Source organism: Planococcus lenghuensis (assembly GCF_001999905.1).
Classification (GTDB): domain Bacteria; phylum Bacillota; class Bacilli; order Bacillales_A; family Planococcaceae; genus Indiicoccus; species Indiicoccus lenghuensis.
In genome coordinates this window covers 3,056,656-3,081,554 of sequence record NZ_CP019640.1, presented here as the reverse complement: position 1 = coordinate 3,081,554, position 24,899 = coordinate 3,056,656, and the positions used below count along the sequence as shown (strand labels likewise).

The 24,899-nt window shown below is 50.6% G+C and carries 25 protein-coding genes; 12 read left to right on the top strand and 13 right to left on the bottom strand.

Annotated features, from left to right (window positions below; genetic code table 11):
• The first annotated feature begins 63 nt into the window (after positions 1-63).
• The 4 genes from B0X71_RS15595 (at position 64) to B0X71_RS15585 (ending at position 2,650) form a co-directional block, all read left to right on the top strand.
• Entirely contained in the window at positions 64-756 is a 693-nt protein-coding gene (locus B0X71_RS15595; RefSeq protein WP_077590285.1) for a response regulator transcription factor, read from the top strand.
• Positions 734-895, top strand: coding sequence for a hypothetical protein (locus tag B0X71_RS21025; protein ID WP_156889889.1), 162 nt, complete (start codon positions 734-736; stop codon positions 893-895). The genes B0X71_RS15595 and B0X71_RS21025 overlap by 23 nt, the downstream gene beginning before the upstream one ends.
• The gene (locus tag B0X71_RS15590; RefSeq protein ID WP_077590284.1) at positions 896-2,377 is read left to right on the top strand and encodes a sensor histidine kinase; all 1,482 of its coding nucleotides are present in this window, start codon (positions 896-898) and stop codon (positions 2,375-2,377) included.
• Positions 2,378-2,440: 63 nt separating this feature from the next.
• Positions 2,441-2,650, top strand: coding sequence for a heavy-metal-associated domain-containing protein (locus tag B0X71_RS15585; protein WP_077590283.1), 210 nt, complete (start codon positions 2,441-2,443; stop codon positions 2,648-2,650).
• Between the two features lie 557 nt (positions 2,651-3,207).
• On the opposite strand, the gene B0X71_RS15580 is transcribed toward B0X71_RS15585, so the two are convergent.
• The 5 genes from B0X71_RS15580 to B0X71_RS15560 all read right to left on the bottom strand — a co-directional run bounded on the left by B0X71_RS15580 (position 3,208) and on the right by B0X71_RS15560 (position 6,662).
• A complete protein-coding gene (locus tag B0X71_RS15580; protein ID WP_077590282.1) occupies positions 3,208-3,843 on the bottom strand; it encodes a response regulator in 636 nt (211 codons plus the stop codon).
• The gene (locus B0X71_RS15575; protein ID WP_077590281.1) at positions 3,818-4,861 is read right to left on the bottom strand and encodes a sensor histidine kinase; all 1,044 of its coding nucleotides are present in this window, start codon (positions 4,859-4,861) and stop codon (positions 3,818-3,820) included. The genes B0X71_RS15580 and B0X71_RS15575 overlap by 26 nt, the downstream gene beginning before the upstream one ends.
• Positions 4,858-5,586 carry a cell wall-active antibiotics response protein LiaF gene (liaF, locus tag B0X71_RS15570; RefSeq protein ID WP_232336714.1) on the bottom strand — a complete coding sequence of 243 codons (729 nt, stop codon included), beginning with the start codon at positions 5,584-5,586 and terminating at the stop codon, positions 4,858-4,860. Before liaF ends, B0X71_RS15575 begins: the two co-directional genes overlap by 4 nt.
• Before the next feature lie 82 nt (positions 5,587-5,668).
• Complete coding sequence (locus tag B0X71_RS15565; protein WP_077590280.1) at positions 5,669-6,307, bottom strand: PspA/IM30 family protein; 639 nt, start codon at positions 6,305-6,307, stop codon at positions 5,669-5,671.
• 13 nt (positions 6,308-6,320) lie between these two features.
• A complete protein-coding gene (locus B0X71_RS15560) occupies positions 6,321-6,662 on the bottom strand; it encodes a lmo0954 family membrane protein (RefSeq protein WP_077590279.1) in 342 nt (113 codons plus the stop codon).
• 319 nt (positions 6,663-6,981) lie between these two features.
• Between B0X71_RS15560 and B0X71_RS15555 the strand changes: the two genes are divergently transcribed.
• From B0X71_RS15555 to trhO, 4 genes are all read left to right on the top strand, one after another.
• A complete protein-coding gene (locus B0X71_RS15555; RefSeq protein ID WP_077590278.1) occupies positions 6,982-7,593 on the top strand; it encodes a DedA family protein in 612 nt (203 codons plus the stop codon).
• Positions 7,594-7,668: 75 nt separating this feature from the next.
• Positions 7,669-8,619 carry a 2-hydroxyacid dehydrogenase gene (locus tag B0X71_RS15550; RefSeq protein WP_077590277.1) on the top strand — a complete coding sequence of 317 codons (951 nt, stop codon included), beginning with the start codon at positions 7,669-7,671 and terminating at the stop codon, positions 8,617-8,619.
• Between the two features lie 19 nt (positions 8,620-8,638).
• The gene (locus tag B0X71_RS15545; RefSeq protein ID WP_077591037.1) at positions 8,639-9,253 is read left to right on the top strand and encodes a PH domain-containing protein; all 615 of its coding nucleotides are present in this window, start codon (positions 8,639-8,641) and stop codon (positions 9,251-9,253) included.
• Between the two features lie 458 nt (positions 9,254-9,711).
• Entirely contained in the window at positions 9,712-10,674 is a 963-nt protein-coding gene (gene trhO, locus B0X71_RS15540) for an oxygen-dependent tRNA uridine(34) hydroxylase TrhO (RefSeq protein ID WP_077590276.1), read from the top strand.
• A 57-nt stretch (positions 10,675-10,731) separates the two neighbouring features.
• Here the strand turns inward: trhO and B0X71_RS15535 are convergent, their stop codons facing one another.
• From B0X71_RS15535 to B0X71_RS15510, 7 genes are all read right to left on the bottom strand, one after another.
• Positions 10,732-12,258, bottom strand: coding sequence for a tripartite tricarboxylate transporter permease (locus B0X71_RS15535; RefSeq protein WP_077590275.1), 1,527 nt, complete (start codon positions 12,256-12,258; stop codon positions 10,732-10,734).
• 18 nt (positions 12,259-12,276) lie between these two features.
• Positions 12,277-12,726, bottom strand: coding sequence for a tripartite tricarboxylate transporter TctB family protein (locus B0X71_RS15530; RefSeq protein ID WP_077590274.1), 450 nt, complete (start codon positions 12,724-12,726; stop codon positions 12,277-12,279).
• A gap of 57 nt (positions 12,727-12,783) precedes the next feature.
• Complete coding sequence (locus tag B0X71_RS15525; RefSeq protein WP_198038632.1) at positions 12,784-13,800, bottom strand: tripartite tricarboxylate transporter substrate binding protein; 1,017 nt, start codon at positions 13,798-13,800, stop codon at positions 12,784-12,786.
• A gap of 135 nt (positions 13,801-13,935) precedes the next feature.
• Entirely contained in the window at positions 13,936-14,613 is a 678-nt protein-coding gene (locus tag B0X71_RS15520; protein ID WP_077590273.1) for a response regulator, read from the bottom strand.
• Complete coding sequence (locus B0X71_RS15515; RefSeq protein WP_198038631.1) at positions 14,606-16,198, bottom strand: ATP-binding protein; 1,593 nt, start codon at positions 16,196-16,198, stop codon at positions 14,606-14,608. The genes B0X71_RS15520 and B0X71_RS15515 overlap by 8 nt, the downstream gene beginning before the upstream one ends.
• Before the next feature lie 76 nt (positions 16,199-16,274).
• The gene (locus B0X71_RS21275; protein ID WP_198038630.1) at positions 16,275-16,427 is read right to left on the bottom strand and encodes a hypothetical protein; all 153 of its coding nucleotides are present in this window, start codon (positions 16,425-16,427) and stop codon (positions 16,275-16,277) included.
• Complete coding sequence (locus B0X71_RS15510) at positions 16,420-17,178, bottom strand: MerR family transcriptional regulator (protein ID WP_232336713.1); 759 nt, start codon at positions 17,176-17,178, stop codon at positions 16,420-16,422. Before B0X71_RS15510 ends, B0X71_RS21275 begins: the two co-directional genes overlap by 8 nt.
• A gap of 234 nt (positions 17,179-17,412) precedes the next feature.
• Between B0X71_RS15510 and B0X71_RS15505 the strand changes: the two genes are divergently transcribed.
• Positions 17,413-18,597 carry an MFS transporter gene (locus B0X71_RS15505; protein WP_077590272.1) on the top strand — a complete coding sequence of 395 codons (1,185 nt, stop codon included), beginning with the start codon at positions 17,413-17,415 and terminating at the stop codon, positions 18,595-18,597.
• Positions 18,598-18,665: 68 nt separating this feature from the next.
• Here B0X71_RS15505 and B0X71_RS15500 read toward each other — a convergent pair whose 3' ends face one another.
• Positions 18,666-19,439, bottom strand: a complete 774-nt coding sequence (locus B0X71_RS15500; RefSeq protein WP_077590271.1) for a TerC family protein — start codon at positions 19,437-19,439, stop codon at positions 18,666-18,668.
• Positions 19,440-19,751: 312 nt separating this feature from the next.
• Here B0X71_RS15500 and B0X71_RS15495 point away from each other — a divergent pair, with 312 nt between their 5' ends.
• From B0X71_RS15495 to B0X71_RS15485, 3 genes are all read left to right on the top strand, one after another.
• Positions 19,752-20,942, top strand: a complete 1,191-nt coding sequence (locus B0X71_RS15495) for an acyl-CoA dehydrogenase family protein (protein ID WP_077590270.1) — start codon at positions 19,752-19,754, stop codon at positions 20,940-20,942.
• A 542-nt stretch (positions 20,943-21,484) separates the two neighbouring features.
• A complete protein-coding gene (locus B0X71_RS15490; protein ID WP_077590269.1) occupies positions 21,485-23,608 on the top strand; it encodes a beta-propeller domain-containing protein in 2,124 nt (707 codons plus the stop codon).
• Between the two features lie 104 nt (positions 23,609-23,712).
• Positions 23,713-24,852, top strand: coding sequence for a zinc-dependent alcohol dehydrogenase (locus tag B0X71_RS15485; RefSeq protein ID WP_077590268.1), 1,140 nt, complete (start codon positions 23,713-23,715; stop codon positions 24,850-24,852).
• Positions 24,853-24,899 lie beyond the last annotated feature (47 nt).

Genomic DNA, 24,899 nt, shown 5'->3' with positions numbered 1-24,899 from the left:
CAACGGTTCGCGTTAAGAATTTCAGGTTACAATAAATTCAGAAGTGAAACGGGGGTGACTGGGATGGGGCAATTCACTGTGCTGGTGGCGGATGATGATCAGGATATCCGGGATGGCATCGAGATTTATTTGAAAAATGAAGGGTACCGGGTGCTGAAAGCGGACAATGGTATGGAAGCACTGGAAAAGCTGACCGAGCAGGAAGTCCATGTCATCATTCTGGATATTATGATGCCGGAACTCGACGGGATTTCCGCCACATTCAAAATCCGGGAAGAGCGGAACATCCCGATCATCATGCTGAGCGCCAAGGCCGAGGATTCCGATAAGATCCATGGTCTGTCAGTTGGGGCGGATGATTATGTAACGAAGCCGTTCCATCCGATGGAACTTATCGCCCGGGTGAAGTCACAGCTCAGACGCTACGTCACTCTTGGGACATATGAAAATAAAAACCGGCAGTACGAAATTGATGGGCTTGTGCTTGATCCGGAAGCCAAAGAGTTAACACTGCATGGAGAGCCGATCCGCTTGACGCCCACCGAGTACAGAATTACGGAACTGCTTATGGCAAATGCCGGCCGGGTGTTTTCCATCCGGGATATTTATGAGCGGGTCTGGAATGAACCTGCATATAACGCAGAAAATATTGTCGCGGTGCATATCCGGAAAATCCGGGAGAAAATCGAAGCGGACCCGAAAAATCCGCGGTACTTGAAGGTGGTGTGGGGCATTGGCTACAAGATGGAAAAATGATGTGCTGTCGATTGTGGCTGTGGTGATCGGGCTGTTCAGCCTTTTGTATTGTCTCGGTTCGTTATTTGATGTCGTCATGGCGCAGCGGGCGGCCGAACTGCTTGCACATCTGCAGGCAGGGTCAGGAGGAGGGCTGTAAGTGAAAAAATGGATATGGCTTGTCAGTATGGATGCGTTGCTTATTGGGGTTTTGGGCTTTCTGAATTATGGTGCCGGAAACCTGGTAAGCTCACTTGTCTCTCTGGCGATCATTGCAGCTGCCACTGGTGCGCTCATCTCCGTTAAATTTGAGAAAGAGTGGTTTCCACCTGTATATTACCAGCGCATTGCCGGAAATTGGGCAATCGAAGCAAAAGCGGGAGTAGTTGTAGCAGTCGGCTTTCTGGCATTGCTCGCACTGGACAGCCTGTTCTATGATTGGTTTTACAGCGGCTGGTTCGGTTATGGAATCGTAAACGGAGCCGAAACTGTCATTACGTTTGTATCTGTACTCGTGCTCCTGTCGTTGCTGGTGCTGCAGACAATCTGGCTATGGAATTGGTACCGGCATCCGGACCGGCTTTCAGCTGAATTGCAAACCGGCATCAGTGCCCGGCTCGTGCGCAATTCAGGAGAGGCTTTCCGGAATCGCCCTGTCGGCATCCAAATGCTGATTCTGCTGGCGGTCGTCTTTTTCTGGGGAGCGGGAACCGCATTGACAATCGCTTTTCCGCCATTGTTAGTGGTGCTTGTGCCGGCAAGTCTGTTTATCGGAATTCCGGTGCTGTTCATCTTGGTCAGCCGCTTCGGTTATTTGAACGTACTTATGAACGGAACTGCGGCCATGTCGGAAGGCAAACTGCATGAAGAGCTGCCCGTGCGGGGGAAATCCCCGCTCGCTGCACATGCCCGGCAATTGAACTCCTTGAAAGAAGGCATCCGCCTGTCCATGTCGGAACAGGCGAAAAGCGAGCGGCTGAAGACGGAATTGATCACGAATGTCAGTCATGATCTCCGGACACCGCTCACTTCGATTATTACGTACACCGATCTCTTGAAAAATCAGGGACTGGCTGAAGAAGAACGGCGGTCATATGTTGAGATTCTGGACCGGAAGTCCCAGCGGTTGAAAGTGTTGATCGAGGACCTGTTCGAAGTATCCAAAATGGCTTCCGGGACTGTCGAGCTGCAGCGGCAGCGGGTGGACGCCATTCAGCTTATGCAGCAGGCGCTTGCCGAGCATGAGGAGGAAATTGAAGCATCGGGCCTTGAATTCCGGGTAGCTGCACCCGATCATCCGCTGCTTATCTGGGTGGACGGACAAAAATGGTGGCGGCTGATGGATAATCTGATCCAGAACGCTCTCAAATACTCATTGCCGGGCACTCGGGTGTATGTTTCCTTACGGGAAAGCGACGGCCAGGCGGAATTTATCATCAAAAATATCACGCGCCATGAAATCGGCAGTGACACCGACGAATTATTCGAACGGTTCAAGCGGGGCGACACATCGCGGGGGACGGAAGGGTCCGGGCTCGGTCTTGCCATCGCACAGTCCATTGCCGACCTGCATGATGGGAACTTGAAGATCGATGTGGACGGCGATTTATTCAAAGTTACGGTAACAGTTCCATCCGGCTGATTTCCACTTGCCTTTTTCGGGTATACAAAATAGAGAAGATGATATACGGAAAGGATGAGATGAATGGAAGTCGTTACATTCAACGTAAGAGATGTCACGGGGAAAAAAGGCATTGAAAAGCTGGAGAAAGTGCTGATTGATGCACCGGGTGTGGAACGTGCCTTGGTCGATATGGAAAAAGAGCAAGTGACGATTGAATACAATGCCCAGCAAGTGTCATTGGACCAGCTCGTAGCCCGGGTTGAAGAACACGGATGCGAAATCACCCAATAAATTCCATCGTGCCATGAACCTCGTGTTCATGGCATTTTTTTGTTTTAGTAGCAGGCTGCACTCTCCCGCTGTCGCTTAAAATAAGTTTGTAAGACTTTAAAGTGCACCCAGTTGGCTTTAAAGTTCACTCAACCTTTCTTAAAGTGCACTCAACTGGTTTTAAAACACGTTCAGCAGTTCTTAACATGCGTTCACGCAATCTTAATCACTAATTTAACTAGATTCCTTGCTGTAAATCAAAAAATGCTGATACCGGTTTCAGTCGGTCACTGGAGCGGAAGACTTGCATATTGCCAGCAGTTGACTTCGAAGTTCTGACCCTTCTAAAATGCACTCACTAGTTTTTAAAGTGCACTCAACCTTTCTTAAAGTGCACTCAACTGGTTTTAAAACACGTTCAGCAGTTCTTAACGTGCATTCACGCAATCTTAATCGCCATTCAGCCGCATGCTCATCAGGAAATCAAAAAAGCTGGCACCGGTTTTTCGGCATCAGCTCTCCCAATCCCTTTCCAAAAGAAAAAACACCGGGCAGCCGGTGTTCAAGAAGACGGTTGATCAGTCAGCCGGCGTGATCAGCCGGTGTTCGAACGCATAAATGACGGCCTGCGTCCGGTCGTGGACTTCAAGTTTCGATAGCAGGTTGCTGACATGGGTCTTCACCGTCTTGAGCGCGATATACAACTCATCGGCGATTTCCTGATTGGAATAGCCTTTCGCCAGGAGCAGCAGGATTTCCATTTCCCGTTCCGTCAGTTCTTCGTGCGGCACGTGGGCGTGGCGCATCTGCTTCATCATTTTGCTCATCACTTCGGGTTCCAGTACCGGGGTTCCGGTCACCGTTTCGCGGATGGATGCGGCAATGCGGGAAGCTTTTGATGTCTTCAATATGTAACTGACTGCGCCAGCCTGCAACGCAGGATAAACCTTATCATCATCCAGGAAGCTGGTCACCACCATGATTTTAGCGTCCGGCCATTCCCGGATGATGGCGTCCGTGGCTTCAGCTCCGTTCATGCCGGGCATGACCATATCCATCAGGATGATGTCCGGGCGCAGTTCCAGCGCCATTTTTGCCGCTTCTATTCCATCAGTCGCTTCACCGATCACTTCCATGTCAGGCTGCGCCTGCAAATAAGCCGATACACCGATCCGCACCATTTCATGATCATCCGCGAGCAGCACTCGAATCATCGCTTTCTCTCCTTTCAATTGGCACTTTCACTTCCACGATTGTTCCTTCAGAAGGAACGGATACGATCTTGCTGACAGCTCCGATTTCCACCGCCCGTTCTTCAATATGTTTCAGTCCGTATGAGGTCGATTTTGCCTGGTCGCTTCCGAACCCGACTCCATTGTCCTGAACGCGGAGGATCGCCAGCCCGTTGCGTTCAACAAATAATACATGAACTTCCGTCGCTTTTGAATGACGCAGCGTATTGGATAAGGTTTCTTGGGCAATCCGGAATAAATGATCTTCCGCACCTTTTGGCAGCGGGACATCCTCCAATTTATATTCAATTGTGAAATAGACTTTTTCCTTCAATTCAGTCAGCAGCTCGAATAGCCCCTGCCGCAGGGATTTATTGTGAAGAGCGGCTGGCCGCAAGTGCAGGAGAAGGGCCCGCATCTCAAGCTGCGCCTGCTGCACCATTTTTTCCGTCTGTAAGAGGAGGGGAGGAGCTTCCTGTCCCTCGGTCATCGACGACAAGAGCATCGAGGCGGCGAATAATTGCTGGGAAACGGAATCATGCAGCTCACGCGCGAGCCGCTGCCGTTCCATGACAAGCTGTTCCTGGATGAGTTTTTCCTGATTTTCCGCACGCTCATTCGAAATTCGGCTTAGACTGGTGCGCTGGGATTTGAGCAGCCGGTTCACCCGCATGAGCGATGGTTTAAGCTCAGCCGGGATATGCCGCATCTCGTTCACTGTCATCACCTTGTCTTCATTGAGCACGAGCGCTTCCAGAACACGTTTCGTTTCCGTGACGGAACTGCGGTTCGCGAGCTCTGTCCACCAGGCGATTCCGGCAGCGAGCGCTGCGATGAGTAGCAGCAGCCAGCCGCCGACAGGGAGTCCCGCTTCCATATCCGTCCCCAGCGCAATCCACGGATCGACCGATGACACGCCAAGGAATGAAACCAGCAGGGAAGAGGCCACAGCTAAAAACAGCAGACCCAGCAGTAATGTGCGGGATACGAGCGATTTCATCGCCGGATCACCTCCACATCGCCCATCCAGGTGGTGAGCGAGATGAGAAGTTCCGCCTGCGCTTTGTTCGGTTCCTCATTTTCGTATCCGTCATGCGTTTGAACGGTGCTGTAGAGAATCCGCTGTTTTGGGTTGTTGAAAAACCGGGCATCCCCGTACAGCGTGGAATAAAACACGCGCACGGGAACCTCGTATGGCACTACAATCCGGACCTTGCCGAATCCTTGGCGGATGGAGATGAGTGACGTTCGTTTCGGCAGGACAGTTTGGGTGGCATCGATCAGTAAATCCCCGGCCAAACCTTGAATGTGGATATCTTTCCATTCGAATGCCTCGGCAGGTGTGGTTTGTGCAGAGAATAATTTATTGTGGATCAGCTTGCGTGAAGCCGGATCGGTTCGGGAATCCGGACCTGCAGTGAGCGGGATTTCCTGTTGCCACTCCTCGCCTTTCCACAGCCGGACCATAAGCGAGATCGCCACGGCCAGCACCAGCAGGCGCAGCGTCCAAAGTGAGAGAACTGCGATGGCCAGAAAGAAGACACCGATCCAGAACATCACTTTGCCGAAGCGGTAGTATTTGCGCACACCGATATAGATGAAAATGAAGCCGAGCACTGCCAGGAAGACGGAGCCGTTCTGAAAAATCGTGGATTCGATAAACAGCAGGACAAACAGCAGCAACAGAAAAAAAGCCTGCTGGTTCGTCGAGAACTGGCGCATCATCTCAGTTCCTCCCTTCATTGGACTTTTATTGAACGAAGCCAATCCGAAAGCGGTTCGCTTCCGGATTGTTCTTATTGTTAGTTTATCGGATTTCCTGTTCCTGTGCGCTGTTTTTTTCGAGCGCTTCGAGCCGGTGGACAAGGACATTTTGTTCATGCTGTTCTTCGATCGTGCCGCTCAGCCGTTCAATGTACGACATCATCTCATCATTGGTGCCGATGCTAGCTTCGCCGTGTTCGGGATGAAGCACGCGATCCATGTAGACATTGGCCCGGGTTGCGTTTTCTTTACCCATCAGCTGCAGCTGGCGGATCTTCATGTCTTTCACTTTATGCTTCATTTCCTCGTACTTGCGCTCCATCTGTTCGTACTCATTGCGGTTGTCAGCGATGCTGCTTTTCAGGACAGCGGTCCGCTGGCTGTAAGCGGCTACTTCCCGTTCGGCGAATTGTGCGAGGTCTTCTTCACCTGCAGCTGCGGCCAATTCCTGCTGACGCTGGCGTTTCTCCAGCATCGCAGCGGCCTCTTCCAGTTCCTTTTCAAGTTTCCCGTTCAGCTGTGCTTGCCGTTCGAGCCATTTGCCGGTATCTTCTGTCTGCTTTTCCGCTTCTTTCACGTACCGGTTAAGCAGGGCAAGCGGGTTTTTCTGTTCTTTTCTCGAAATCAATGCATCAAGGTCAGTTTCCAATGCGAATTTCAAACGGTTCCAAGCTGTTGTCATGATCAATTCCTCCTTATTTTTTAAGTTGCTTCCACTGGTTTTCGAAATTCGTGAACGGATCTTTTGAGCGGGATACCGAAACCTCTTCGCCATTCCATCTCCGGTAAACCATCCAGAGAACGATCAGGCCGGCTACTGCGAAAAATGCAGGGACATTTGCAATCGCTGTAACTACACCGATTACGATGACGATTCCCCACCAGACTTTTGCAGGCGTCGAGACACTGCGCTGGTAGAAATGAATACCTGCGTAGACGACCGCAGCCGAAACGATCAGGCCGAGGAGCGAACCGAGATTCGCCAAAGCCACGATTCCTGCAGTGATGCCGATTACTGCGAGCCAAAATTTGTTCATGGGTGTTGCCTCCTTTAATAGTGTGCAGCTTGTAAGGGGCTGCCTTGTTTACATCCTTATCTTATCAGCGGCAGGAATCCGCCAATACGGGCCTGGACTGCATTTTCGTCTAAGACTTGCGGCGTAGGGACAATCAGGACCCATCTTTCGACTAGTGAACATCGGCTGAAAATGTGAAACTTCTGCTGTTTTGTGTCGTCATTTGAAAGGCGGTTCACCGAAGCGGCTGTTTTTTTGGTATGATAACGGGTAAATGACCAAAGATAGGCATTCGATTTTCGGAACTGCTGCATTTGTGTAATGAGAGGAAGGATTTAAATTGGAAAATTGGATTACGGACGTGATGGCGAATTACGGCTATTGGGGTGTGTTCCTCCTCATCATGCTGGAGAATGTATTTCCGCCGATCCCGTCTGAAGTGATTCTTACATTCGGGGGATTCATGACAGCGACGACGCAGCTGACGATATTCGGCGTTATTGTGGCATCGACGGCCGGTTCGGTGGCCGGAGCTGTCATTCTATATGGTGTGGGCCGTGTGATGAGTGTGCCCCGGCTGGAGCGGCTGATCGACCGATACGGCAAATGGCTGCGCATCGATCGGGAGGATTTACATAAAGCGAATGGCTGGTTTGAGAAGTACGGGATTTGGACGGTGTTCTTCTGCCGTTTTATTCCACTTATCCGGAGCCTGATTTCCATTCCGGCGGGCAGTTCCGGCATGCACCTTGTGCCGTTTCTGATCTTCACGACGCTCGGAACCATCATCTGGAACACTGTCCTCGTATGGCTCGGCGCTTCAGTCGGCGAAAACTGGGAAGAGGTCGTCGGCAAATTCGATGTGTATTCAAATATCATGTACGCATTACTGGCACTGTTGCTTGTAATTGGCTTCATTTGGTTCATCCGAAGAAAGAAAGACAGAACTTGACAATTGCCGGCATTTGCCGGCAGTTTTTTTAATTGTTACACTAAAAAGAAAACGGACTGACTGGAGGCTGAATTTGTGAAACCGATTGTGTATATAACACGTAAATTACCTGATGAGGCAGTGGCTGGCTTAAGGGAATCATATGAAGTGCGCATGTGGGAAGAGGAAGAGACGCCGGTGCCGCGCGAGGTTCTATTGGAAGAAGTAAAGGAGGCAAGCGCCATCTGGGCCATGCTGACAGATTCCATCGACCGGGAAGTGCTGGATAATGCGCCGAATCTGAAGATTGTTTCCAATCTGGCGGTCGGACATAACAATATCGACCTGGATGCAGCACGCGAGCGGGGCATTTGTGTGACAAATACGCCTGATGCGCTGACGGAAGCGACGGCAGATTTGACATTCGCGCTGCTGATGGCAACGGCACGCCGGCTGTCGGAAGCTTCCCGGGCGTTGCGGGCAGGCGAATGGAAAGCGTGGACGCCGCTCGGCTTTACCGGCCATGATGTTTATGGCGCGACGATCGGCATCATCGGCATGGGGCGCATCGGTGAAGCGGTGGCGCGGCGGGCGAAAGGTTTCGATATGGATGTCCTGTACCATAATCGCACACGCCGGCGGTTTGAGGACTTCGTTTATTCGGATTTGGATGAATTGCTGTCCCGGTCGGATTTCGTTGTCCTGCTAACGCCATACACCGATCAGACAGCCGGCATGATCGGAGAACGGGAACTCGGATTGATGAAAAACACGGCGAGCCTCATCAATGTCGCACGCGGTGGCATCGTCGATGAAAAAGCACTGGAAGCAGCGTTGAAGAATGGTGACATTTGGGCAGCTGGTCTTGATGTATTCGAAGAGGAACCCGTACCGACTGATCATCCGTTGCTGTCGCTGCCGAATGTCACGGTGACTCCGCACATCGGAAGCGCGAGCGTCCAGGCGCGTCACGCGATGATGCAGTTGAACGCGGAAGCGATCCACGCCTGCCTCACTGGAAACGACATCAAAAATCGAGTCTGTTAAAGGAGAGAGGAACATGGCAATGTTCGGTAAAGTGGCATCCGATGCACTTGGTCTGAGTGATATCGGCTCGGTCATCAAGAAGGAGGATTTCGACAAAGTCGAATCAGATGATTACGTCATGCATGAGGATGGGGAGAAGATTTTCTTCCTTATTAAATCTAAGTCAGACGAGTACTGCTTTACGAATAAAGCGCTGATCCATGTGGATGGAGCAAATGCCGTCAGCAAAAAGCGGAACCTGAAACGCTATGAGTATTACTTGAATCCGGTGACCAACGTGGCGCTTGAGACAGCGGGGACCGTCGACTTGGACGTGGAGATCAAGTTCAACATTGGCAATGAAGCCATGTCGATCGATGTTCACAAAAAATTCCTGACTGAAATCAGAGACCTGTATAAAGTACTGACAGCATTGTCCCACATTGCGGAAGAAAACGGCAGAATGCTGAAATTCGCCAACCGCAGCCTGGAAGTCGCAGCCAGCTCGATCGGCCGCGCAGGCGGACAGGGCGGCAGTCCCGCTGAGCAATACGCATCGATCAATGAACATGTCTTTGACTGGCTGACCAGCAAATACGATATGTATACGAAAAAAGATTTCACTGACGTCTTTGAGAAGTACATTCTGAATTAACGAAGGATCAACTTCTGCTGAAACAGCCGCCGGTTTGGCGGCTGTTTTGCTGTTGATCAAGATTATCTTGAAAACCAGATGCTATCCGCCAAATTCGGGTTCTATTCGCCGAAACAAGTGGGCTATTCGCCAAATTCGGTTTCTATTCGCTGAAACAGGCAGGCTATTCGCCAAATTCGGTTTCTATTCGCTGAAACAGGCGGGCTATTCGCTAAATTCGGTTTCTATTCGCCGAAACAGGCAGGCAGGCAGGCTATTCGCCAAATTCGGTTTCTATTCGCTGAAACAGGCGGGCTATTCGCTAAACAGCCAATCTCCCTAAACAAAGCCACTTACTTATAATGACCTCCAAACCACCATTCCGGAAAGTTGAATTCTTCCAGCGTTTAGTATAAAATAGGGAAGGTTTTTTACGGGTGTATTCGTAAGTAAACACATTATCCAAGGAGGTATGATTCATGCAAAATCATACTTACAACGTACTATTATTCTACAAATATGTACCGATTGAAGATCCGGAGACGTTCGCAGCCGAGCACCTCGAAGTGTGTAAAGAACTCGGACTGAAAGGGCGCATCCTCGTGGGCCATGAAGGCATCAACGGGACGTGCTCGGGCACAATCGAACAGACTGAAAAGTATACGGACATGCTGAAGGCGGATCCGCGCTTCTCGGACATCGTCTTCAAAATCGATGAAACGGACGGCCATGCATTCAAGAAAATGCACGTGCGCTTCCGCAATGAAATTGTTAACTTGAGCCTCGAAGATGACATCAATCCAAACGAACTGACAGGCAATTACCTGGAGCCTGAAGAGTTCTATAAAAAAATGCAGGATGAGAATACCATCGTCCTCGACGCACGGAACGATTACGAGTACGACCTTGGACATTTCCGCGGCGCCATCCGTCCGGATATCGAGAACTTCCGCGATCTGCCGAAATGGGTAGAGGAGAACCGGGAAATGCTTGAAGGGAAAGAAGTCCTCACTTACTGCACAGGCGGAATTCGCTGCGAGAAATTCTCCGGCTGGCTGAAGCGGGAAGGCTTCGATAATGTCGGTCAGCTCCATGGCGGCATCGTCACTTACGGAAAAGACCCGGAAGTGCAGGGTAAATTATGGGACGGTCAGCTCTATGTGTTCGATGAGCGGATTGCCGTGCCGGTCAACCGGGTGGAACATGTTATCGTCGGACGCGACCATTTCACCGGCGAACCTTGCGAACGCTACGTAAACTGCGCGAATCCGGAATGCAATAAAAAAATCCTGGCTTCAGAAGAAAACGAGTACAAGTACATGCGTTCTTGCTCAGACGAATGCCGGGAACATCCACGCAATCGCTATGCGGCAGAAAACGGCCTGACAGCAGCAGAAGTACAGGCGCGCCTTGATGCATTAAAAGAAGAAGCGTCAGTTTGATGAAATACGAAAGCAGCCGGGGATAAATTCTCCGGCTGCTTTTTTTGTGTTCGATAATTAATCCTCTTCGTTTACAACAATAGCCCGGCCTTTAAATTTCAGAAGGAGTGGAACCAATAACCAGGCGGCTGCAATCAAGAGCAATGCCAGCGATAGAGGTTTTGTGACAAAAATCGAGAAATCACCATTGGATATGGTCAGCGCTCTCCGCATATTATTTTCAATCATTGGTCCGAGCACCAGCGCCAGGACAAGTGGAGCAACCGGGAAGTCATTGCGTGTGAGCAGATAGCCCAGCACGCCGCATGCCAGCAGCAGATACAAATCGAACGTTGTGTACTGGACAGCATATACACCGAAGAACGAGATTGCAACGATGATTGGCAGCAAGTACCGTTTCGGTGTCTGAATGATTTTCGCAAACACTTTGACCAGCGGCATGTTGAGAACAAGGAGCATGAGATTGCCGATAAACATGCTGGCGATCAGTCCCCAGGCGACTTCCGGGTGATCATTGAACAGCAGGGGGCCCGGCTGAACGTTGTACATAATGAGGGCGCCCATCAAAATAGCAGTTGTACCGGAACCAGGGATTCCGAGCGTCAGAAGTGGGATCATGGCGCCTCCTGATGCCGCGTTATTCGCTGACTCGGGTCCGGCTACGCCGGCAATGGCTCCGGTGCCGAATTTTTCCGGGAACTTGCTGAATTTCTTCTCTGCGATGTATGAAAAGAAGGAAGCGAGCGTCGCACCGGCTCCCGGGAGGACACCAATGAAGAAGCCGAGGAAAGACCCGCGCAAGATCGGCGCAGTGCTGTCTTTCATGTCTTGTCTTGTCGGAAGAATCCGGCTGATTTTGGCGATGGCCCCATCTTCGTGTTCCCGTTCCAAAATCGTTTTGAATACTTCTCCCAGTGCGAACAGTCCCACTGCAATCGTCAGGAATTCCAAGCCGGAATACAGAATCGGAAGATCATAGGTGAACCGGGCGATCCCGGAAACGGCATCGATGCCGATCGTGCCGAGCATCAGACCGAACACCGTCATCATCAGTGCTTTCGTCATCGATTTGCCGGCAAGCCCGCTGACAGCAGCAAGTCCGAGCAGCATCAGTGAAAAGTATTCGGCAGGACCAAATTCAAGCGCCACATTCGATAACGGTTTTGCAAGCAGAACCAGCCCGATCAGCGATATGATGCCGGCAACGAATGAGCCGATGGCCGCAATGGATAAAGCAGCACCTGCCCGGCCTTGCTGGGCCATCTGATAACCATCAAGTGTGGTGACAACCGAGGAGGATTCACCGGGTGTATTCAGCAGGATGGAGGTGGTAGATCCTCCGTACATAGCCCCGTAGTAAACACCTGCCAGTAGAATAATGGAACTTGCTGCAGCTGATTCAGGCGGGAGTCCGCCGGTCAGTGTGGCAGTGACTGGAATCAGGAGTGCGACACCGCTCATCGGGCCGATCCCGGGCAGCACGCCGACAGCCGTCCCGATCAGTACACCCACGAATGCGAAAAGGATATTATGCCATTGGAAAGCGACGAGGAATCCGTCGAATAAGAAGTTTAATGCGCTCATAGGAACCAGCCTTTCATGTTAGAATACCGGGAATCCGGGAAGGGAGCCTCCCAGGAATGTCGCAAATAAGTAGTAGACACCGACAGAAAATAAAGTTGCGACAACGATCGATTGAAGCCATTTGCCGCGTTCCATTGTCTGGAATGCGACTAACAGAAATGCGAACGTCGTAATGACATAACCCAATGGCTCAAGCAGCGCAGCGTATACTACAGCACTGACGAAAATGATAATAAATTTCCGGTAATTGATGGATTCCCCTTTTTCTCCGGAAACATCGTAGCGCATGGTCTCATACACAAGCCGCGCACTGAGCAAGATCAGTAAACTTCCCAATCCGATAGGGAAGATATCAGGGCCTACTGCTGAGCCATAAGAACTCTCGGAAATCCGCTGGCTCTCGATGACAAACAAAAGGCCAATCAGTAAAAAGGCGATGCCTGCGAACCGATCGAACGTTTTACTCATTGTCTTTCATCCTCTCTAGTTGAAAGAAGAAAGCGGCCGGAGCCGCTTTGCATCTAATTATTTTTGCATTTCAAGGGCAGTCAGCAGCTCGACAATCACTTTTTCCTGTTCTTCCAGGAATGTTGCAAATTCTTCGCCGTCTTTATATTCACTTTGCCAGCCATTCTGTTCAAGTTCCGTTTGCCATTCTTCAGTCTCCGTCATTTCTGCCAGCTTTTCAGACCAGTAGTCATAAGCGCCGTCAGACATGTCTTTCGGGCCGAAAATTCCGCGCCAGATTGTAAATTCCGCGTCGACTCCAGCTTCTTTGAATGTCGGTACTTCACTCAGTTCACCACCGAGCCGTTCAGTGGAACTCACTGCCAATACGCGTACATCACCGGATTTTACATACTCAGCAATTGTCGAGGCATCTGTCGCAATCACATCTGCATTATCGCCAAGAAGCGCCGCGATGGCTTCGCCGCCGCCATCATAAGAAACGTACTTTACGGCTTTCGGGTCGATGCCATATTCAAAAGCGGGCAGGATGCCAACTAAGTGATCCATAGAACCTGGGGCTGAACCGCCGGCCAGTGTGATGGCTGTTGGTTCTTCTTTAATTGCATCCAATACATCTGTCAGCGTTTCGAATTCTGAATCGGCTTGGACAACGATGGCTCCGTAATCACGTGTAAGCTGCGCCAGCGGTGTGGTGTCTGCATAACCATAAGGGCTGTTGCCTTCCGCTTTATTGCTGTTGATCAGAATCGGAGGGGAATTGACAAGCAGCACGTGATCATTTGCTGCTTCCTTGGTTGCATATTCTGCCATGTAGACAGCGCCGCCTCCGCCTGGCTTGTTCTCAACTGTGATCGGCGCCGAGACCAATTCTGTTCCATTCATTGTTTTAGCAATTGAACGGGCTGTAAGATCCCATCCGCCGCCAGCACCGGATGGGGCAACAATTGTAAGATTCTGACTCGGGTATTCAGCACCCGCAACGTCGCCGCCTGTAGCTTCTTCTTGTGAACAGGCAGCAAGACCAACGGCAAGGATTCCGGCGAGTGGGATGGACATCCATTTCTTCAACATAATTATCTCCTCCTGAAAATTAATAAAAGACAGCGCTTTCATTCGCTGTCTACAATTTATCAGAAGTCTTATTCAATTCAATGTTTGTGGTCATAAGAGAAATAAACATCATTTAAGCTATTTTGTTCATAAAGTTCATACAGTTGGAAAATAGCGGCGTTCCGGCCTCCCGATCGTGCCGTACAACAGTTCAGCCCGGGCAAGTTTTTCCGAAACAAGATATTCCAAGTAACGGCGGGCAGTAGAACGGCTCATTCCACACGCGGCCCCCATTTCTTCCGCAGTGAACCCAGCTGCAGCATGTCCGAGCTGTTCACGGATTTTTGCCATGGTGCTGGGATCAATTCCTTTCGGTGTAGCCGCTTGTTCTGTTTCTGCAGCTTGTGCCTTATTCCATAAGAATTGAATGGTTTCTTCATCAAGGAGATCCGCTGAATCGAGGGACTGCCGTTTTGCCTGGTAAGCCAGCAGGCTGTCTTTAAAGCGGTCGAACGTCAGCGGTTTCAGCATATAATCGGACACACCACTCCGGAGCGCTTTTTTTACAATGCCTGCTTCTGAAGCGGCAGTGATGAAAATGATGTCTGAGTCAGGGCTGTGCTGCTGGATGAACGGCATCAGTTCAGTGCCTTTCATATCAGGCAGGTGCACATCCAGCAGAATCAGATGCGGGGTCAGCGACTGAATCCAATCCCGGGCTTCAATGCCAGTATAAGCGAGCCCCACTGTCTGAAACCCATCAATCCGTTCAATGAATCGTCTATGGATCTCAGCGATCCGGCGATCATCTTCAATAATCAGCACTTCAATCATTCAATTTTCCTCCAGTTCTAATGGAGATAATAAATAAGGCGCCGCTAAGATCGCCTTTCTCCAATGCGATTTCCCCCCGCAGATCAGCAACATTTTCGGCAATCTTCAACATGCCATAGCCGCGGTCTTCCCCTGACTTGGTGGATATCCGTTCCTTAAACAACAACGGGAGCAGTCCCGCTTCGATTCCTTGTCCGGAGTCTTCAACTTCAATCAGAATTTCATCGCCGTTATCACTGAGAAGCAGTCTGACAATCCGCTGCTGTTCAGGAAGATGCTGCACTGCTTCAAAAGCATTCGTCACAAGATTCCCGAGGACAGAAACAAATAAACTCTTTTCCAGAAAAGCGGGAATTTGCTCCAGGTAGCTCTCCTCATCCAGCACAAGTCGCACTTTCAGTTCGCGGGCTCTGTTAAACAGTCCGATGACGATTCCACCAAGGAAAGGGTCTTTAAGCCGCTGGGTTATGAACTGCACCAGGGACTGCTGCTCAACCGTCTCATCATGGATCAGCATCATGGCTTCATCAAGTGAATTCAGCTGAATCAGACCGGATATCGTATAGAGAAAGTTCTGATGTTCATGTGCTTGCGCCCGAAGTGCTTCAATGTATTGCCGGACTTGTGACAGCTCATCCCGAAGCCCGTCTAAATCCGACTGCAGTCTGAAGCTGGAAACTGCACCGGCAATTTCGTCGCCGATTATAAGCGGGAGCCGGTTAACGATAGTTTTTTTACCACGGATTGTCATGGGCCGGTCCAACTGCCGTTCGCCTGTTTCGAGTACTTGCGGCAGAAGAGTATTCGGCAGAACATCATCAATCTTACTGCCAATCAGTACTGTTTCTTTTGGCAGTGACAAAACATTAAGCGCTGCGGCATTTGCCATTGTAATTTCGCCTGATTTATTGACCATAATGATCCCTTCCCGAATGGAATCGATGAGGGCGTTCCGTTCAGTGAAGAGCGCCGCGATCTCCGCTGGTTCAAGCCCGAACATGGTTCTCTTAATATTCCGGGCAAGCAGCATAGATCCAATAATGCCGACTGCTATCGCAAGCAGCACGATGCCTCCCACGGAATCAGCATAATTCAGAAAGACGGATGTGATGTCCTTGCTCAGAAAGCCGACTGATACAATTCCGATGATTTCGCCTGACTCATTGAAGACAGGGGCTTTACCCCGAAGCGCGGGTCCGAGAGAGCCGGTTGCGGATGACAGATAAGCTTCTCCCTGCAGCAGTGCCCGTTCATTATCATCTCCTACCATTTTCTGTCCGATCCGGTCCGGCAGGGGATGTGTATAGCGGATTCCTTCTGTATTGCCGATGACGACATATTCTGCTCCGGACTGGATCCGTATTTCTTCTGCGATCGGCTGAAGTGCAGCATGGGGGTCTGGCGCTGTAAACCCGGCTACAATATCCGGTCTGTCGGCAGTAGTCACTGCGGCTGTGAGTGCCCGAATACCGATCTGCTCTTCAACTGCATCTGACAGGGTCAAGTAGAATGACAGACTTGCCAGAATCATGATGGCGGATACGAACAAGGCACCAAATAAGAAGATTCTTCGCTGTAAAGGCATGGGTGTTCCACTCATTTCTGTTTTGAAAGTCGATATGGAACGAGTAGCAAGAACAAGCATAAAAGCGGGGCAGCTCTTATGCTTGTTCTTTTTCCTGTTCTTTTTTCTCTTCAGGGTCCGCGCACTCGAAGCAGAATAGCCGATTCTCAATATAGACTCCGTTTAAAAATCCGTCCATACAGTAGACATCTTTCCCGCAATCGGTACAGCTGCCGAGGAGTTCACGCATAATGCAGCCTCCCCGCATAACTGAGCATGGCTTCGCGCAAATAAGCGGCAAGCCCTTCCTTGTGCCGGTCGATACTCGCGGTATACCGGCTGTCGTTCACATACAGGTCTCCGAGCCGGCGGAATACAGCCGGCGTGCAGTCGAATGACCGGTTCAGCAGAACGAAATAATCATCCACATCCTGCTGCACGTCGGGGTGATCCGGCGGGAGATGCATACGGCCGGCGATGGACCGGTAGATACGGTCGGCAGTTTCACCCACATCATCGGTGCCTGTCTGATCTGCGGTTGGATCCTTGGCTTCAGCAGCCTGTGCCGGCGGTTCCTCTTTTATGTACCGTTCCAATGACATTTTCGCGGTATCTGCAGCGAAAGCACTGAAGCGCTCATCGTGGGAGAGGACGGTAATGCCTTGCAGTTCACTCCTTGTCTGCTCAATCGTTTCGAGCAGCCGTTCTATCCGCTGTTTTTTCAGCTGCAGCAGCTCGGCGTGCTGGGTAAGCGCATGATCCCGGTCAAAGCCGCTGCTGACAATCTCCTGAATTTTTTTCAGCGGGAAGCCAAGCTCTTTAAACAACAGGATATGCTGAAGGGATTTTAAATCCTCATCGCTGTAGTACCGGTAGCGGTTTTCTCCGACATCCGACGGTTTCAGCAGGTCTATATGGTCATAATGGTGGAGTGTGCGGACACTGATGCCTGCCATTTTTGCGGCTTCCTGAACTTTATACAAACTGTCATCACCTCGCATTGTGCTATTCCTCCATTAAACAATCACGAAGCGTAAGCGTCAACCTTTTTTGGAATATTTCGATTGCAAATTAATGATTGCCAAGAAATCGGAATTTCCATACACTTGAATTATCTGAACAAAGGAGTGGACGAATATGACAGTCTTTTTGGTACAACCTCACAATCAATCGGAGGTTTTGTACTGATTCAGACAACACCTCCGTTATCTTAACTTAAACGGAGGAACAGCACATTGGCAATTCAGCATATTTATTACGGGGTGACAGGGACACGTTCACTGCTCATTCAAATGGTTTTTACGTTAAACGCGATTTATTACGTGTCAGTAGCGGAGTTGAACCCGCTGCAATTGGTGCTGATCGGTACGATTATGGAACTGTCGGTTCTGCTGTTTGAGCTTCCGACCGGCCTGACAGCCGACCGCTTTGGGCGGAAGCTGTCACTCGTCATCGGTACCGGCGTTTTGGGTTTCGCTCATATCCTGGAAGGCAGCATCCCGGAATTCTGGGCGATCGCAGCGGCATCTGCATCATGGGGACTTGGCTGGACATTCATCAGCGGAGCGGAACAGGCATGGATCGCAGATGAACTGGAAGGCAGACAGCTTGAGCAGGTGTTCCTGCGCGGTGCCCAGTACAGCTCGTTCGGCCGCTTTCTCGGTATTGTGCTGAGCGTTGGGCTCGCCACATTATTCACTGTCCAGGCGACGATTATCATTGCCGGTGCGTTGCTGACCGCACTGGCTGCCGGCGCGTTTTTCATTGTGCCGGAAACAAAGTTCATTAGAACGAAACGGGAAGGCAGCTCGGGTCTTGCGGATATAGCAGAAGCTTTGAGCGGCGGGTTCGGGCAGATTCGCGGCAGCCGAACGCTTACTGCACTGGCGATCGTCACACTGATGTGGGGACTGGCCTCGGAAGGCTATGACCGGCTGTGGGGTGCTTTGTTTATCGAAGACTTCAATTTGCTGAATGAAGAAGCCATTTACTGGTTCGGCTTTTTTTATGCGCTTGCGTTCCTGCTGAATATCATTGTTCTGCAGATTGTGGAACGCTACGTTAAAGGGCGCTACGCTTCTGTACTTTTGATCGCCAATACGCTTCTCGTCGCGTCGATGCTCGGCTTCGCATGGGCAGGGGCGTTCTATGCAGCCGTTCTGCTGTATTTTGTAACCGGCGCGCTCCGGAATATCAATTATCCGCTCATGAATATCATGACGAACGAGCGGCTGGCATCCAAAGGGCGGGCGACGGCGCTGTCGATGTTCGGGCAGCTGGATGCGTTCGGCCAGATTGCAGGCGGCCCGATCGTTGGACTCATTGCGCTCTACACGTCCATTTCGGGCGGTATCACCGCATCGGCCTTGCTGCTTGTGCCCGGCATCTGGTTTATCTGGAAGCTGAAAAAGACAGCATAGGAATAATATGATCATAAAAAAGCGTTTCCGGCTCTCTGATCCGGAAACGCTTTTTCAATTATGCGATATTAGGATTTTGCATGACTGGATGGTTTATTGCTCGGTGCGAACCAGCCCCAGAGAGCAAGGCCAACAAGGACTCCATAGAAAATAAGCGTCCAGACCGTGCTGTGCGGAAAGTCGTGGTCGAGCACAGCGATATCTTCATGGGCCAGCGTGATGACGGCGAGCTTGACACCGACCCATGCCACGATCGCATAAGCAGTCGTTTCCAAGGCAGGACGCTGGCTCAGCAGTTTCACGAACCATGTTGCAGCAAACTTGATCAGTATGAGGCCCGCAATACCGCCGATAACGACAACGATGAACTGACCGCCATCCATACCGCCGAAATCACCCAGCGGGGAATCCGGCAAGCCAAGAGCAAGGGCGACAGCCGCAAGAATTGAGTCAATCGCAAATGCAAGATCCGCCAGTGCGATTTTCCCGACTGTTGCTTTGAAACCTTTGCCCGCAGATTCTTCTTCGATGTCCTTTTCAATGTTCTCATTTTCTTTCCCGAACTTTGCTTGGACCACATGCTTCAGCCCGAGATAAAGCAGGTAAGCAGCACCAATCGCTTGAATCTGCCATACATTAGCGATAAATGAAATTGCAAAAAGTGCAACAAACCGGAAAGCAAATGCCATGATGATGCCGTAGTTAATCGCTTTTCTTTTTTGGTCTTCCGGTAAATGTTTGGCGATAACCGCGAGTACCAATGCGTTATCTGCTGATAACAGACCTTCCAGCCCGATCAGGACCAGTAGTGTCCATAGATACTCCACCCAAATTGAATCCAATTATTTCCCTCCTCCTCTGAGCAGGTGTCAATAAAAAAAGAGGCAGTCGCCTCTCGCTGTTCATTGACTGCTGCCAAGTTATCAATGCTAACTTAATTCAAGCATACCCCGCCCGGCTGTCAGTAAAACGCTCAGTGTATTTCGTTCCTGCCGCAATGAATGGGCAGAAACAGAGGAGGACACCCGCCAGCAAACGGCGACTCTTGAATAGAACTGCTTGAATCGAAAGAGACTCCGGAATCCAATAGAGGAAAAAACAGTATTTTGAAGAATAACTATATTGTCAGCGTTTACATAAAAAGGAGGCCCAATATGGATTTTACATTTTCTGATGAGCAAAACCTTTTAAGAAAAACAGTGCGGAAATTCGTGGATGAGGAAATTAATCCGTATATCCAGCAATGGGATGCAGAAGGCGGATTTGATCCCGTCATCTGGCAGCGTCTTGCCGATCTTGGTCTGATGGGTGTCTGCATTCCGGAGCGGCTCGGCGGAAGCGGCATGGATTATAATTCCCTTGCCATTGTCTGTGAGGAACTCGAACGGGGGGACACCGCTTTTCGGACAGCGGTATCGGTACACACCGGCTTGAATTCCATGACGCTCATGCAATGGGGGACAAGAGAACAGAAACAGCAGTTCCTGGTTCCGCAAGCGAAGGGTGAGAAAATCGGTGCGTTCGGGCTCACTGAACCCGGAGCAGGCTCCGATGTTGCCGCGCTCACCACAAGTGCGGTGCGGGACGGGGATGAATACGTGCTGAACGGGCAGAAAACCTGGATTTCGCTTTGCGATTCAGCTGACCATTTTCTTGTCTTCGCCTATACCGACAAAGCGAAAAAACATAAAGGGATCTCCGCATTTATTGTCGAACGGACACGTTCCGGTTTTTCATCAAAAGCGATCAAAGGCAAGTATGGCATCCGTGCAGGCAATACCGGTGAACTATTCTTTGAAGATGTCCGCATTCCTGCAGCCAACCGTCTCGGTGAGGAAGGTGAGGGATTTAAAATTGCTATGTCGGCACTTGATAACGGTCGGTTCACGGTCGCGGCAGGAGCGTGCGGGCTGATTCAGGCATGCCTTGAAGAAAGCGTAAAGTACTGCCGGGAGCGGGAGACGTTCGGCAAGCCGATCGGGGATCACCAGCTCGTCAAGCAAATGCTTGCAAATATGGAAGCGGGCTATCAGATGAGCCGGCTCCTCGTGTACCGGGCCGGAGAACTGAAGAACAAAGGCGTCCGGAACACTCGGGAAACGTCGCTTGCCAAATGGCAGGCGTGCAATTTCGCCAATCAAGCGGCGGATGATGCCGTACAGATCCATGGCGCCTATGGCTATTCGGATGAGTATCCGGTCGCCCGGTTCCTGCGCAATTCAAAAGCACCGGTCATCTACGAGGGCACACGGGAAATCCATACGCTCATGCAGGCGGATTATGTACTCGGCAGCCGGGAAGACAAGCCGCTGAATGAGATGCTGCCGTCATGGCCGTTTAAATGACAGAAACAGGATAGCTGAATTTCCGCTTACCCTGTTGTGGAAGGCATCAGCATTTCAGCTTTTGAGACAGCTCTTGATAGGCGTATGCAAATAAATCTCGCTGCCGGTATCCACTTCTTTGGCCGAAACGGTCTGAATGGAAATGTGGCGTCCCTGCAAGCATAAGACGTGTTCGAGCTCTCTTCAGCGATGTCGGAATCTCATAAAGAAAACCATTCGGACAACATGGCGAGCGTAGAAGCTTGAATGACGGAAATGTCCGGCAACCCGTCGGATGGCAATGAAGCGAGCGGAACTCGGTGCGTTCCGACGGATCTCCCGCTCATGACTAAAACCAGAACCGCCTTTCCAGATAGATTCTTCCGTTGAATCTTGGTCATCCTTCCTGTTATCCATTTTCCACCGCTGCTTCTCCCGTATACCTGGTGCAGCGGGAAAGGCTCATACGTACCAGTCAGCAAATTCCGGAGTCCAAGAAGTGAAACTTATTTTGAAACCGGCTGTCTAATGGTAAAATACCGGTAAAGAGAGGATGACGGGATATGAGCAAACGGGCCGGATGGCTGATCGTGGCAGCGGTGATGGCAGTTCTGGGAATCGGTTTTGCACTGATGACGGATAAGGTGTCGGTCAGCGCCTCTTCTGTTGCGCTGGAGGAGGCCGGTTTACGGGTGAACTTTTCTGCGCCGCTCAGTTCCGACGCCATTGAGCAGGGTGAACTCGTTGTAAGAGACGCAGCAGGAGAGGAACTGGAAGTGGAAATGGTTCTGCGGGAAAATGGCCGGACCCTCGAGATCACCTCTCTTCCTGAAGGAGAATACACACTCCATATCAGCAGCCAGGCGCTGGAAGGCAGTTTCTTTAAGACCCTTGCCATGGATGAGATTCCTTTTGTGATCCAAGAGGAAGTGCAGACATTGTCGAAGGAAGAAGAAGTGCAGGCCTACTTCGACCGGCTCATGAAGCTGATGGAAAGCAGAGAGCGATATGGTGCGTTTTCGACTGATGAAGGAGTTGCTGAAAGCGCTGCGGCCGGAACGGAAGAAACCAGCAATAGCCATTCGACAACCAATATCCAGGAACCTGGCGTGGATGAAGCAGACCTTGTTAAGACAGATGGTGAGTTCATCTACGCTGTCAGCGGTGAACGTGTGGTGATTACAGATGTCAGGAACCCGGCGGATATCCTGAAAGCTGCGACATTGGAATTCGGAGAAGAAGTATTTCCGGAAACCCTCCTGCTATCAGAAGAAACCCTTGTGATTTTCGGAAGCCGCTATACGCCGCCTCCTGCAGGGGAAATGCATGACATACTGCCGCAGACCGGTATGACCTCAGTGTTTTTATATGATGTCAGCAATCCGGCTGCTCCTGAACTCGTCCGTGAATTCGGGACAGAAGGCCATTTGAACAGCGCCCGTCTGGCAGATGGAGCACTTTACTATGTGACGACTGTCAGTCCGATGATCTGGCCCAGTGCACCGGAGGATAAAGGGGAGTTACGGCCTTTCATATATGATTCCGGCGCTGGCGGTGCACAGACATTGCTGCCGTATGAGCAGATTTCCATCCTGCCCGGAACGCTGGAAGGTACGTACAGTATCATCTCAGCGATTGATTTGGGCGCGCCGTCGGAAAATGAGCTGGAAGTGACAGGGTTTCTCGGTGCCAGTGAACAGCTGTATATGACGGAAGATACGCTTTATTTAACGGCTTCTGCTTATATGCCTCCGGAACAGCCGGCAGAGGAAGCGGAAGTGGTTGTCTGGGCTCCGCAAGCGGCGAATACTGTAATTTTCAAATTCCTGCTGAACGGGACAGATGTGGAATTCACGGCATCTGCTGAAGTGCCGGGAACATTGCTGAATCAGTTTTCTTTGGATGAGCAGGACGGGTACTTGCGGGTCGCCACGACGGAAGGCGGCTGGTGGGCTGGAGCAGAGCCGTCTCGGAATCATTTATTCGTCTTGGATGAGCAGCTGGAAACAGCCGGTTCACTGCAGAATTTAGGTGAAGGTGAACGGATTTATTCGGTCCGTTTCATGGAGGATAAAGCGTATATGGTGACGTTCAAAGAGACCGATCCGCTGTTTGTGATTGACTTGGCGGATCCCGCTTCGCCTGAAGTGCTGGGACTCCTGAAAATTCCGGGTTTCTCCAATTACCTGCACCCGCTTGGAGAGGATCATCTGATCGGCTTCGGTTCTGAAACTTACCTGGAACCGGTGAAAGAAGGCGAACCGGTTGTCGTGACGGGCGGCATGAAAATTTCCCTGTTCGATATCACAGATGTAACGGTGCCGATCGAAGAAGACACGGAAGTCATCGGAGGCAGAGGGACGTATTCGTCGCTGCAGTATGACCACAAAGCACTTTTTGAAGAACCGGAACGCAGCCTGTATGGCTTCCCGGTGACGATTTATGAAGAAAGCGGTCCCGGCAGATTGGAATTGAAGGCGGAAGGGGCCATGATTTACCGCATTACCGAAGAAGGCATTGGATTGGCGGCTGACCTGACAGAAGAAGCGGAAGGGCTGTATCAGGATCCGGCTGAAGCGGTACAGCGGATCATCTACAGTGGGGATGCGCTTTACACGATCGGATATAACAGCATTGCCGGCTATAATCTCGGCTCATTCGAACTTACAGATCAGCTCAATTACTGACTTCAGAAGATCCGGCAGCCTGAAAAGGTCCGGATCTTTTATGTTTCTATTCGGAATAAACAGGGAATTGTGAATCATATTCCAAATAGACGGAGGGATAAATGATGAAAGCTGTGACATATCAGGGTGCACAAGATATCCAAGTAAAAGAAGTCGCCGATCCGAAGATCGAAAGCCGCGATGATATTATTGTCCGGATCACTTCAACTGCCATTTGTGGATCTGACCTTCATATTTATAATGGGAATATTCCGACATACCATGATTATGTGATTGGACATGAACCGATGGGGATCGTTGAAGAAGTGGGTCCTGAAGTAACAAAAGTGAAAAAAGGCGATCGTGTCGTCCTGCCTTTCAATGTCAGCTGCGGCCACTGCTACTACTGTACACATGATCTTGAAAGCCAGTGCGACAATGCAAGTGACAATCCGCATTTGGATACAGGCGGATATATCGGATTCACTCAGCGTTACGGCAATTACCAAGGGGGACAGGCTGAATACCTGAGGGTGCCTTACGGTAATTTCATGCCATTTAAAATTCCGGAATCCGCTGAAATTGACGATGAGTCGGTGCTGTTTCTGTCTGATATTGTTCCGACGGCATATTGGAGTGTCGAGCATGCAGGCGTAAAACCTGGAGACGTGGTCATCGTTCTGGGCTGCGGGCCGGTTGGATTGCTCGCACAGAAATTCGCCTGGATGAAAGGGGCCAGCCGGGTCATCGCAGTGGATCATGTCATGTACCGCATGCAGAAAGCGAAAGAAATGAATAATGTTGAAGTGTATGACTTCACCAAGCATGTGGATGCGGGTAATTTCCTTCATGATCAGACAAACGGCGGAGCCGATGTCGTCATCGATTGTGTAGGCATGGACGGTAAAAAGAATCCCATCGAAAAAGCCGCACAGAAACTGAAGCTGCAAGGCGGAACCTTGAGCGCCATTGAAATCGCGAAAGATGCAGTCCGGAAATTCGGCACGATTCAGCTGACTGGCGTCTATGGACTCCGATACAATATGTTCCCGCTCGGCAATATGTGGGAACGGAACGTTACAGTGAAAATGGGGCAGGCGCCTGTCATTCACCTGATGCCTCAATTATTCGAAATGATCAACCGGGGAGACTTTGATCCGCGGGAAATCATTTCACATATCGTTCCGATGGAGCAGGCCTCCGCTGCCTATAAAGTGTTCAATGATAAGCAGGATGAATGCACAAAAGTCATTTTAAAACCGTAGAAACCCATATGCTGCAGGATATGAAAAACACGCTTCGATGGAAGCGT

Coding starts and splice junctions, on each gene's coding strand:
- B0X71_RS15595 (WP_077590285.1), top strand. CDS start 64: ATGGGGCAATTCACTGTGCTGGTGGCGGATGATGATCAGGATATCCGG.
- B0X71_RS15585 (WP_077590283.1), top strand. CDS start 2,441: ATGGAAGTCGTTACATTCAACGTAAGAGATGTCACGGGGAAAAAAGGC.
- B0X71_RS15580 (WP_077590282.1), bottom strand. CDS start 3,843: ATGATTCGAGTGCTGCTCGCGGATGATCATGAAATGGTGCGGATCGGT.
- B0X71_RS15575 (WP_077590281.1), bottom strand. CDS start 4,861: ATGAAATCGCTCGTATCCCGCACATTACTGCTGGGTCTGCTGTTTTTA.
- liaF (WP_232336714.1), bottom strand. CDS start 5,586: ATGATGCGCCAGTTCTCGACGAACCAGCAGGCTTTTTTTCTGTTGCTG.
- B0X71_RS15565 (WP_077590280.1), bottom strand. CDS start 6,307: ATGACAACAGCTTGGAACCGTTTGAAATTCGCATTGGAAACTGACCTT.
- B0X71_RS15560 (WP_077590279.1), bottom strand. CDS start 6,662: ATGAACAAATTTTGGCTCGCAGTAATCGGCATCACTGCAGGAATCGTG.
- B0X71_RS15545 (WP_077591037.1), top strand. CDS start 8,639: ATGTTCGGTAAAGTGGCATCCGATGCACTTGGTCTGAGTGATATCGGC.
- trhO (WP_077590276.1), top strand. CDS start 9,712: ATGCAAAATCATACTTACAACGTACTATTATTCTACAAATATGTACCG.
- B0X71_RS15535 (WP_077590275.1), bottom strand. CDS start 12,258: ATGAGCGCATTAAACTTCTTATTCGACGGATTCCTCGTCGCTTTCCAA.
- B0X71_RS15530 (WP_077590274.1), bottom strand. CDS start 12,726: ATGAGTAAAACGTTCGATCGGTTCGCAGGCATCGCCTTTTTACTGATT.
- B0X71_RS15525 (WP_198038632.1), bottom strand. CDS start 13,800: ATGTTGAAGAAATGGATGTCCATCCCACTCGCCGGAATCCTTGCCGTT.
- B0X71_RS15520 (WP_077590273.1), bottom strand. CDS start 14,613: ATGATTGAAGTGCTGATTATTGAAGATGATCGCCGGATCGCTGAGATC.
- B0X71_RS15515 (WP_198038631.1), bottom strand. CDS start 16,198: ATGCCTTTACAGCGAAGAATCTTCTTATTTGGTGCCTTGTTCGTATCC.
- B0X71_RS21275 (WP_198038630.1), bottom strand. CDS start 16,427: ATGCGTGAACTCCTCGGCAGCTGTACCGATTGCGGGAAAGATGTCTAC.
- B0X71_RS15510 (WP_232336713.1), bottom strand. CDS start 17,178: ATGCGAGGTGATGACAGTTTGTATAAAGTTCAGGAAGCCGCAAAAATG.
- B0X71_RS15495 (WP_077590270.1), top strand. CDS start 19,752: ATGGATTTTACATTTTCTGATGAGCAAAACCTTTTAAGAAAAACAGTG.
- B0X71_RS15490 (WP_077590269.1), top strand. CDS start 21,485: ATGAGCAAACGGGCCGGATGGCTGATCGTGGCAGCGGTGATGGCAGTT.
- B0X71_RS15485 (WP_077590268.1), top strand. CDS start 23,713: ATGAAAGCTGTGACATATCAGGGTGCACAAGATATCCAAGTAAAAGAA.